The organism is Azospirillum brasilense (assembly GCF_007827815.1).
GTDB lineage: Bacteria > Pseudomonadota > Alphaproteobacteria > Azospirillales > Azospirillaceae > Azospirillum > Azospirillum brasilense_C.
Genome location: NZ_VITH01000005.1, coordinates 454,112 through 462,535 on the forward strand (window position 1 = coordinate 454,112; position 8,424 = coordinate 462,535).

An 8,424-nucleotide genomic window follows, 5' to 3' on the forward strand; every position below is an offset into this window, starting at 1 on the left:
CTGTTGACGGCTCATGTCGCCCTGCTTAGGAGCCGGGCCATGACGCTTCACCTGCGGGAACTGAGCGATGACGAGCGGACGGACGTGCAACGGATCGCCCGCTCGCACACGCTCGGAGCTGGGCTTGTTCGTCGCGCTCAGATCATCGTGCATGCCATGGGCGGTCTGAAGGCGGAGCGGATTGCGACCCGCATGGACCTGTGCGGCAACACGGTGCGCTACTGGCTGAACCGCTTCAACGCCCGTGGCCTGGACGGGCTGAAGGAGGATGTGCGCACCGGGCGACCGCCGACCTACTCGGCCGAGCAGCGCAGCGCCGTCATCGCCGCGGCCTTGACCCGCCCGTCCGAGCTGGGCCTGCCCTTTGCGGCCTGGACGCTGGATCGCTTGGTGAGCTATCTGAGCGAGCAGGGGATCGCTATGCGCCGCAGCCGCATCAGCGAGATCTTCATCCGCGAAGGCCTGAAGTGGCGTCAGGACGAGACGGGGTTCGGCGTGCGGGTCGATCCCGACTTCGCCCCAAAAAGGGGGCCATCGAGCAGCTCTACACGGCGCCACCGGCCGGCAGCGTAGTCGTCTGCCTGGACGAGATGGGGCCGCAGAAAGCCACCAGCCATCCGGGCCAGCAACTCGTCCGACCGGCCGCTCCGAAGGCCGAGCGCGCCCGGCAGGAGATCGACTATGGCCGCCGCGACGTGGCCGGCTACGTCTTCGGTGCGTTTCAGCCGGCCACGGGCGCGGCGCTCGCGCAGAGCTACCATCACCGCACCACGACCAACTGGGTGGACTTCCTGAGCGCCGTCGAGGCTTGGATCACCCCGGCGACTGAGCGCATCTACGCCGTTGTCGACAACCTCAACACCCACAGCGCGCCGGACGTGCTGCTGTTCAGCCTGCTGCATCCACGCTAGGAATTCGTCTTCCAACCTAAATACGCCGCGTATCTGAACCTGATCGAGCCCTGGTGGAAAATCCTGCGCTCGCTGGCGCTGAAGGGCCGCCGCTTCGAGACCTGGGCCGAGATCGCACAGGCCATTGAGCGGGCGACCGCCTACTGGAATCAGCACAAGCATCCCTTCATCTGGGGCCGCCGGCGACGCCATCGGCCACCGCGCCGGCTCGGCGTCGCCGCTGTTCCAGTTCTTTCACGGATTTAGTGGATGCACCACTAAGCCCGCGAGATACATCCACTCGAAGCGCTGGTGGCCGCGCGCCACGGGGCGGCAACCGCACGGCGCCCACACCCGGCGGAGCACCGGCTTCAACCCGACGCGGTGCTCGTCCATCGCCCACACCTCCAAGGGTATGTCCGGGTCCTCCTGCTGGAGCGCCTGCACACGGCGGCGGAACCGCGCTTTGAAGACCTCCTGGGCCAAGGCATCGGCTTCGGCGTGGCGGGGACGCGGCACTTGGCGGGTAAAGCCGAGCCGGCCCAGATAGTCGGTGCCGCGCCGGGGTGAGACGAGACGCCCGATCATGCCGGCGATCCACTGGGCGACCGAGCGGCCCGTCCACAAGCCGCGGTCGGGCGGTGGATCGTCCAGGCTATCCCTCAGGCGGCGCTGTTGGCTTGCGTCGAGCAGCGGTCTGGCGTCCCTTGCGGCGGCAGGCGGATGCCCCGCATCCGCCGAGAGCCGGGGTTGAACTGGCGCTGGTCGCCCAGCCCCGCACCCCCGGCCTCGTTATAGCGTCCCACGATGACGCTGACCCAGCGCGGCGTGTAGCCCGTCACCTCGGCCACGAACTGGGCCGAGCGCCCGCTGGTCAGCAGCCAGATGATTTGCAGATGCGTCCGCTCCGTCGCATCCGTCGCGGCCTTGTACAGCCGATGCAACTCATCGGCGTCAAGGTGATGAACCAGGTGAACCTTGCTGCCCATGCCAAATCAGGTGGAGCGGCACGACCTCAATGGAAGCCTTCATACGCCGGCCGTATGAGGGGTGCCGCCATGCGACCAAGGGCCACGCTGGCGGGCGCGCGATGCTGGCCGGCGATTTGCCGGTGCTGGACACGCGCGCCAACGGCGTCGAGTACATCCGCCAAGCCCTCTACACTACCACTCTCAGCCTGGATCGGTTGCTTGCCCTCGGCGCCTTATGAGAACTGCATGGCCCTGGGGAACTGGTGGAGCCTCGCCCAAAGGGCTGGCTTGGAGCGCTAAGGAATGGCCAAATATCACCTCATCGTATCCAGGGTCTTGGCTTTTGTTTTACCGCCACTTAATGAGGTTATCCTTAACCTCTTTGTTTATGCGTGCCGCACTATTTGGGCATCCGCCGTATCCGTGAATACCAACGGACAAAACATTATTGTTTTCCTGCCTATGCCAAGTTGGTGAGCCGCTTTGTCCACCCATACTATCTACCATATAAAATATTTTCTTCATGTTAAGTGATGTTACCCCTCCTGCATTGAACCACTGGGTTCCTGTCGTTTTATCTCCCGGGTACCCCGATGTGTTAATCGCAGATCCTTTCAGAATGTTATCAGGAAGGGAATCAAATCCGAAGTACCCTGTTTGCTTGCCTAAGCTATCGCTTGGCAGTACAATTGCACCGTAATCGTATTCCGGATCTTGATCTTTAGTCCAGCCATTCACGCTCCAAAAATTCTCTGACGACAGCCCTCCGTATGGTGTGCTGTTACCATTCCGGCCAGGTACTACCATAATACTCTGGGCCCACCCATATTGACGATCGTAAACGCAGTGCCCACATGTTGCTACGGTCCTTTGGCTAATAAACCAGCCAGTTCCTATGAAGCGCACCGGATTACCGGAGCTATTTCGAAATGTTATAAGTATCTGAGCTATAGCTCTCCAGGGAAAGTCTTTTGTGTTTTCAATAATAGCTCTATCGTCTCTTCCGCATACGCTTTCCGGTCCGGAGTTTTCCTCCATCCTTTTAGATATATGTGGGGCGTCATCCCACTTACTTAGATCGATGCCTCCTAATATCGTTTCAGCTAGAGCGCGTTCATTGTCAAAGCCGTTTACTCGCTCAAAACGGCTGACTACCCGCGCACCTTCCCAAGACTCGTTTGGTGGTGTGGGATGGGTCGATATAGGAGAGGAGTTTCCAGGAAAATAGTTGGACACAGCAGAATCTGCATTTTCCATCTTTCACTCCATTTGATGCAGGATGCCCGGTTTTAGTTTAGAAAACAACCATGATGCGATGCATCTATTTTGTTTCAATAGGACGGGATACATGAAGATACGTTACTATACATAAGAGCGTTGTTATCGCGCTTCTAGGAATACGCCTTTTGAAGTGTTTTGAGAGACCTTTCTATCTGCTATTCGTTGTGATGAAATCTGTTGCAAAGTTAGAATGGTGAGGAGGTGTAATGATGGAAGAGGGGGACGGGAAAAGCCTAAATGAAGATGCGCACCTTGAGGCCATCCAATTCTCAGTCTTTTGTGAGACGATCGATTCAAAATCGCCTCACAGTGCATGTGATATAATGCGATATTATAGGCTTGTTGCGGGGAAAAGTGAAGTTTTCGGGCCGAATTCGCTTCAAGAATGCAGAGAATACGCGAGAAGAAATTGCAGGATCACTAGAGAGGAGTTGGATTGAGAAAAACCATAGGTCGGAATATTTGTGCGAAAGTAGAGTATCAGTAAGTTTTCTACAATTTACCCTGGTCGGTGTTCGACATAGGCTCCATCGGCCCATATATAGTAAACGGGAATTTCATCAATGACTGATGACAAAACGATGGCTCCATCTATGGTCCAGTTTTTGTGTATGTAAATCATAGGTCGAGAGAGCATGTTGTCTCCTATAACGGAAGGATTGTCGGTGCTTTCGAGATGCACAATATAAAAGTTTGGATAATCCGCCTGATTCGAAGGAATCACGATTATGTTCTGTAATGATTTGTCTCCGATAAAAAGATATTGCTTACTGAACATTGCCTTTGAAATTTCCGGCTTGCCATGCCGGCCGGGAAAAACATCTTCTGATATCCATTCTGCCAAGGATTTTTCAATGTCGTCGGTTTGCCCATATGGCCGGAATTTAATCTTTGATGCGGTGCTATGCATTAGGTCTTGAGTACTCATGGCGTCCTCCTCAAATGAAAGCCTCTGTGCGCTGGTCTTTGTGGTTTCTGACAGGGCAACTACTTTATACTGCTTGCGATAATTATCCGAGAGCAACGATTCTTTTGGATAACGGCAAAGATGAAACTAAGATATTTCCTAGAAATGACACCTAAGTTTAAAAAAATACGAAATTCATGCCCTATATGACGGCCTGAGATTTTGTGCCATTTTGCTTGCAGTAGCCAGATTCCGGTGGAATTTGCATGCTTGGCAATAGAACCCAGATGCACATCGAGTAATTAACAAGTTTACAAGATCTTTCACAAAATTGTCTGGGGCGTTTCTTGTGGGCCAACTCTCACGATGGCTCGTCGCTCCGCGGGAACTCCCGCCCGTGGTCAGGGGATCAATGCGGTCAGCCTCGGTCAATGCCCACTCCGCCCAGGCTTCGAGGCGACCTGTCAACAGGGGCCGTCCCTTATGCACCACGGCGGCCCGGACGGCCGCGACATAGGAGCGGATCTCACCAGCCTGCCGGTGCGCGGCGGCGTCGCCCAGCAGGCGCTCGACGCACGCCCGTTGCTCCGCGGCCTGCCGGTCCCGCTCGCGGCGCTCGGCTTCCTCCTGACGCCGCTGCTACGCCTTTTCCCGCTCGGCCCGACGCTCGACGAGCCAGGCGTGAAGGCGCTCGGCGCTGCGGCGGTGGCGCACTTCGCCCTCGAAGACGATGGCAGCGGCGATGGGGCCCGCGTGGGCCTCGATTGGGGTGCCGTCGGCGTTCCGCCACACGTGGCCTGATCCGCCGTCGCCCGCGATCGTCAACTCCAGCCTCGCGGTTGTCCTCGGGGTGGGGGAGCATGGCCTCGTCCGCGGGCTCGCCGCGATGCGTTCGAGGACAATGGGGACCGAGGACTGGCCAACCTCGACGCGCACGTCGCGTCCGTCACGGTTCAGGCTCGGTTTGCCGCCGGCCCGCTCTAGCGCCAGGAACAGGCAGTTGAGGATGCGCAGCCGCCGCCGCTCGATCGGCGTGTCGAACGTGGAGGCGTCCAGGGCGGACGGGTCGGCGGCCCGCGCCCGCTTCTCCCGCCGCGCCTCGTCTGCGGCCAGCAGCGCCGCGATCAGCCGATGCGGACGGTCGAGGGCGCGCGGAACGCTGACCTTGTCCAGCATCGCCTACACGCGCGCGGTCAGCGCCGGAACATCCTCCTCAAACACCGGCGGTGGCGGGAGCGGGGCCGAGCGGTCGTCGCTCGTGCTCCAGCCCGTCCAGCGCCCCCCGCCGAGCACAACGCTGTCGGGCGCGCCTGGGGCTCGCGGGGGCAGCGGGCGGTGGCGCACCGGCTTGTCGGCGCGCTTGCGGGCCCAGCGGTCCCGCTCGGGGACCGGGATGCCGGCCGCGCGGCACGCCTTGGCAAGCGCCACGCCCGATATGCCGAAGCGCGGCGCCAGGGTGGAGAGCGGTTCCGACCACACGAGGTCATAGAGCGCGGTGCGGGTGAAACGACGGGTCATGGCACACCTTGGAATGCCGGCCCCAGTGACGACAACGAACCTTATCACGGCGATGCGGCTCGGCAACGTCGTCGCGGCACACGCCGGGGGCGCGTCACCCTCACCGCACGCGCGGTGTGCCCACGGGTCCGGCTGGTGCCCCGCCGTTCTTGCCCGTGGCCCCGCCGAACGGCCCTTTCCGGTGCTGGCAGCCCTGCCGACGTGGTTCAGCGCGCGAGGCCTCATGGGTGGCGCGGCCGGACCGGCGCCGGTCGGAGCAGCGGCCGCGCCGGACCAACGTTTTGCGTGTGGGAGCAACCCGGCCAGTTCGAGCACCCCAGGAACGGTCCGTGCCTGCCGCGCTTGAGCTGGAGCCAGCCGTCGCATCGCGGGCACCCCGCGACCGGCTGGCCGCAGTCCAGGCAGCGGACGCCTCCGTCGGCGCAGGCCGGCAAGCCGGTGCCGCAATGAGGGCAGGCATCTTGGGTGTGCCCGCAGTAGGGCCAGTTCGAGCACCCATAGAACGTTCCCCGTTCCCCGTCGCGGCGCTGCAGTCTCCCTTCCACGCACCGTGGGCAGGAAACCGCCGTTGCCGGCGGCCGGCCGAACACGGTGAGGTCGTCGCCGTCCTTGAGCAGCTCACGGATGAACGGCGAGGGCTGGTCGCCGTCCGCGAGGAGAAAGACCCGGCGCTTGGCGCGGGTGAGGGCGACGTAGAGAAGGCGCCGCTCCTCGGCGTTCGGATAGCCTTCGGGGGCCGCGAGCACGAGGTCCAGGATCGGGTCGTCGGCGATCTCGGTGGGAAAGCCGAATCGCCCGGTCCCCAGGCCCAGCACGATCGCGTAGTCGGCCTCCAAGCCTTTGGCGCCGTGGACGGTCATGAAGGACAGGCGCAGGCCGGGGTGCTCGCGCGCCAACGCGTCCATGTCCCGAGGCTGCGTGTGCCGATAACGCCCAAGCAGCAGCACCGTCGCCGTCTCCCGTCTGGTCGCCGTCTCGGCGGCGATCGCCCGCAGGGCCTCCCGCAGCAGGTCGGATCCTTCGGCGCCCGGGAGCCCGATGTGCACGCAAGGCCCGTTGGCCCGAGTCACCGCGGTGACGTCTTTGCGGAGTTGCGCGGGGTTTTTGAGGACGAACCGCGTTGCCGTCGCGGCGATGCGGTCGACGCAGCGGAACATCGTGCCCAAGTCGACGCGGGCGCTCGCGCCGAACCGGTCCGCAAACGCGCGCATGACGGCGATGTCCGACCCGGCGAAGCGGTAGATCGCCTGCCAATCGTCGCCAACGGCGAACAGCTGGTTGCTGGGCGACTGGTCCAGGAGCGCCTTCAACAGGCGCGCCCGACCCGGCGAGATGTCCTGGAACTCGTCCACGAGGATGTAGCCGAACGGGCTCGTGTAGCGCCCCGTTTCCACATGCTCCGTCGCCTTGAGGATCATGTCGTGGAAACCGATTTGCCGCCGCGCGGCAAGCCAGCCCTGGTACCGCTCGAAAATGCGTCCGAACACGGCGAGGAACGCCTCGGCCCGTGGACGGTCGGGCCGCGCCGCCGCCCGGCGGGAGGCCTCCGCCAGCGTGACATGTCCCCCTTTGAAGTGCTGGAGAAAGGTCGCGACCAAGCGCGTGAAGGGGCTGACGCGACCTTGGCTCTCCAGGATGGCGAAGACCTCCCCCGGTCGGATCGGGGACAGAGCGACGCCGTGGGCGGCCAGTTTGGCGGCCAGATTGTCGGTCAGCCGGCCGGCGGCCTTCTCGTGGCTGAAGGTCTCGATCAAGACGGTGCCGCGGTCGGCGTGCAGGCGCCGCTTCCACGCCATGGAGCGCCGGTACTCCTCGTGGTCGATGAACGGCGGCGTGTTTCCCGACGCGGCCATCGCGAAGTGCTCGATGTAGATCCCGGTGTCCGGCAGATAGAAGTCCGGCTGGTACTGCCGCCGGTCGGGGGTGGCGGTTTCGTGCTCGTAGGGGCGCTCGTACTCGTAGGGCACGCCGTTGAGGAAGAGAAAGTTGGCGATCTCGCACTCTTCGAAACTCTTGAGCTTTTCGCCTTTGAGCGAGCGGATGTCGTTCGCGCGGATGTAGCTCCAGTATTCGCCGTGGTTGCGGAACTCGCTGGCGCTTTTGTACGGCGCGAAATGGCTTTGGAACCACGTCACCATCACGCGCGAAAACGCCGGGTCGGCGAGCAGGTCGGCGACGATGCTCTTCAGCAGATCGAACAGGGCTTTGTCGTCCTCCGCGACCGTGGCCAGCGTGGGCCGCTTGCCCTCGGCCTCGCCGATGATGGCCATGCCGAGGCCGTGGAAGGTCCGCACCGTGAGGCCGGAGGCGACCGCGTCGCCCAGCCGCTTGCGGATCCTCTGCTCCATCTCGGCGCGCGCGTCCGTGGCAAAGGCCAGGACGGAGACCTCACCGGTCGCAAAGACCAGCGTCATCGTCTCCCCGTCGAGGGTTGCGGCCCGTGCGTGCGTCGGGCGGAGCACGGCGAACAGCACGGACGCCAGCGCGGTTCGGGCCCCCGCGGCCGGGGTGGGGAGCTTGGGTGGCGGCCGGGCAGCAAGCGCACGGGAACGAACGTTCCATGGCAATAGGTGCCAAAGGATAAAGGCGCGCGTGGCGCTTAGAGTGCGTAACAAAACCGGCCGGGAACGGTTGGTAGGGGCATGGCAGCCCCTCTTGTTTCCGACGCCTTATGGGTGATCATCGAACCGCTGATCCCGCCGGAGCCGCCCAAGCCGAAAGGCGGACGGCCCCGGTTGGACGATCGTGCGGCGCTGACCGGGATCCTGTTCGTGCTGCGCACGGGCATCCCTTGGGAGCTTCTGCCGGTGGAGATGGGCTGCGGCTCGGGTATGACCTGCTGGCGGCGTCTGCACGA

The 8,424-nt window shown here is 62.5% G+C and carries 10 protein-coding genes; 3 read left to right on the forward strand and 7 right to left on the reverse strand.

Annotated elements, in window-relative coordinates:
* Window positions 1-39: 39 nt before the first annotated feature.
* Together FBZ83_RS13240 and FBZ83_RS31680 are read left to right on the forward strand one after the other, a co-directional pair.
* Window positions 40-573, forward strand: a complete 534-nt coding sequence (locus FBZ83_RS13240) for a helix-turn-helix domain-containing protein (protein WP_145683490.1) — start codon at window positions 40-42, stop codon at window positions 571-573.
* Entirely contained in the window at window positions 468-911 is a 444-nt protein-coding gene (locus FBZ83_RS31680; RefSeq protein ID WP_282186900.1) for a transposase, read from the forward strand. The genes FBZ83_RS13240 and FBZ83_RS31680 overlap by 106 nt, the downstream gene beginning before the upstream one ends.
* A 234-nt stretch (window positions 912-1,145) precedes the next feature.
* Here FBZ83_RS31680 and FBZ83_RS13250 read toward each other — a convergent pair whose 3' ends face one another.
* The 7 genes from FBZ83_RS13250 to FBZ83_RS13280 all read right to left on the reverse strand — a co-directional run bounded on the left by FBZ83_RS13250 (window position 1,146) and on the right by FBZ83_RS13280 (window position 7,981).
* Window positions 1,146-1,517, reverse strand: a complete 372-nt coding sequence (locus FBZ83_RS13250) for a winged helix-turn-helix domain-containing protein (protein ID WP_186466063.1) — start codon at window positions 1,515-1,517, stop codon at window positions 1,146-1,148.
* Between the two features lie 35 nt (window positions 1,518-1,552).
* A complete protein-coding gene (locus FBZ83_RS13255; protein ID WP_145683494.1) occupies window positions 1,553-1,834 on the reverse strand; it encodes a helix-turn-helix domain-containing protein in 282 nt (93 codons plus the stop codon).
* Between the two features lie 375 nt (window positions 1,835-2,209).
* Window positions 2,210-3,118, reverse strand: a complete 909-nt coding sequence (locus FBZ83_RS13260; protein WP_211101654.1) for a trypsin-like serine peptidase — start codon at window positions 3,116-3,118, stop codon at window positions 2,210-2,212.
* 523 nt (window positions 3,119-3,641) lie between these two features.
* Window positions 3,642-4,070, reverse strand: coding sequence for a hypothetical protein (locus FBZ83_RS13265; protein ID WP_145683496.1), 429 nt, complete (start codon window positions 4,068-4,070; stop codon window positions 3,642-3,644).
* A gap of 618 nt (window positions 4,071-4,688) precedes the next feature.
* Entirely contained in the window at window positions 4,689-5,225 is a 537-nt protein-coding gene (locus FBZ83_RS13270) for a hypothetical protein (RefSeq protein ID WP_145683498.1), read from the reverse strand.
* Between the two features lie 3 nt (window positions 5,226-5,228).
* On the reverse strand, window positions 5,229-5,567 hold the full coding sequence (locus FBZ83_RS13275) for a hypothetical protein (protein ID WP_145683500.1): 339 nt from the start codon (window positions 5,565-5,567) through the stop codon (window positions 5,229-5,231).
* A 221-nt stretch (window positions 5,568-5,788) separates the two neighbouring features.
* Window positions 5,789-7,981 carry a UvrD-helicase domain-containing protein gene (locus FBZ83_RS13280; protein ID WP_145683502.1) on the reverse strand — a complete coding sequence of 731 codons (2,193 nt, stop codon included), beginning with the start codon at window positions 7,979-7,981 and terminating at the stop codon, window positions 5,789-5,791.
* 228 nt (window positions 7,982-8,209) lie between these two features.
* Between FBZ83_RS13280 and FBZ83_RS13285 the strand changes: the two genes are divergently transcribed.
* A partial coding sequence (locus FBZ83_RS13285; RefSeq protein ID WP_145683504.1) for a transposase occupies window positions 8,210-8,424 on the forward strand: 215 nt, incomplete at its 3' end.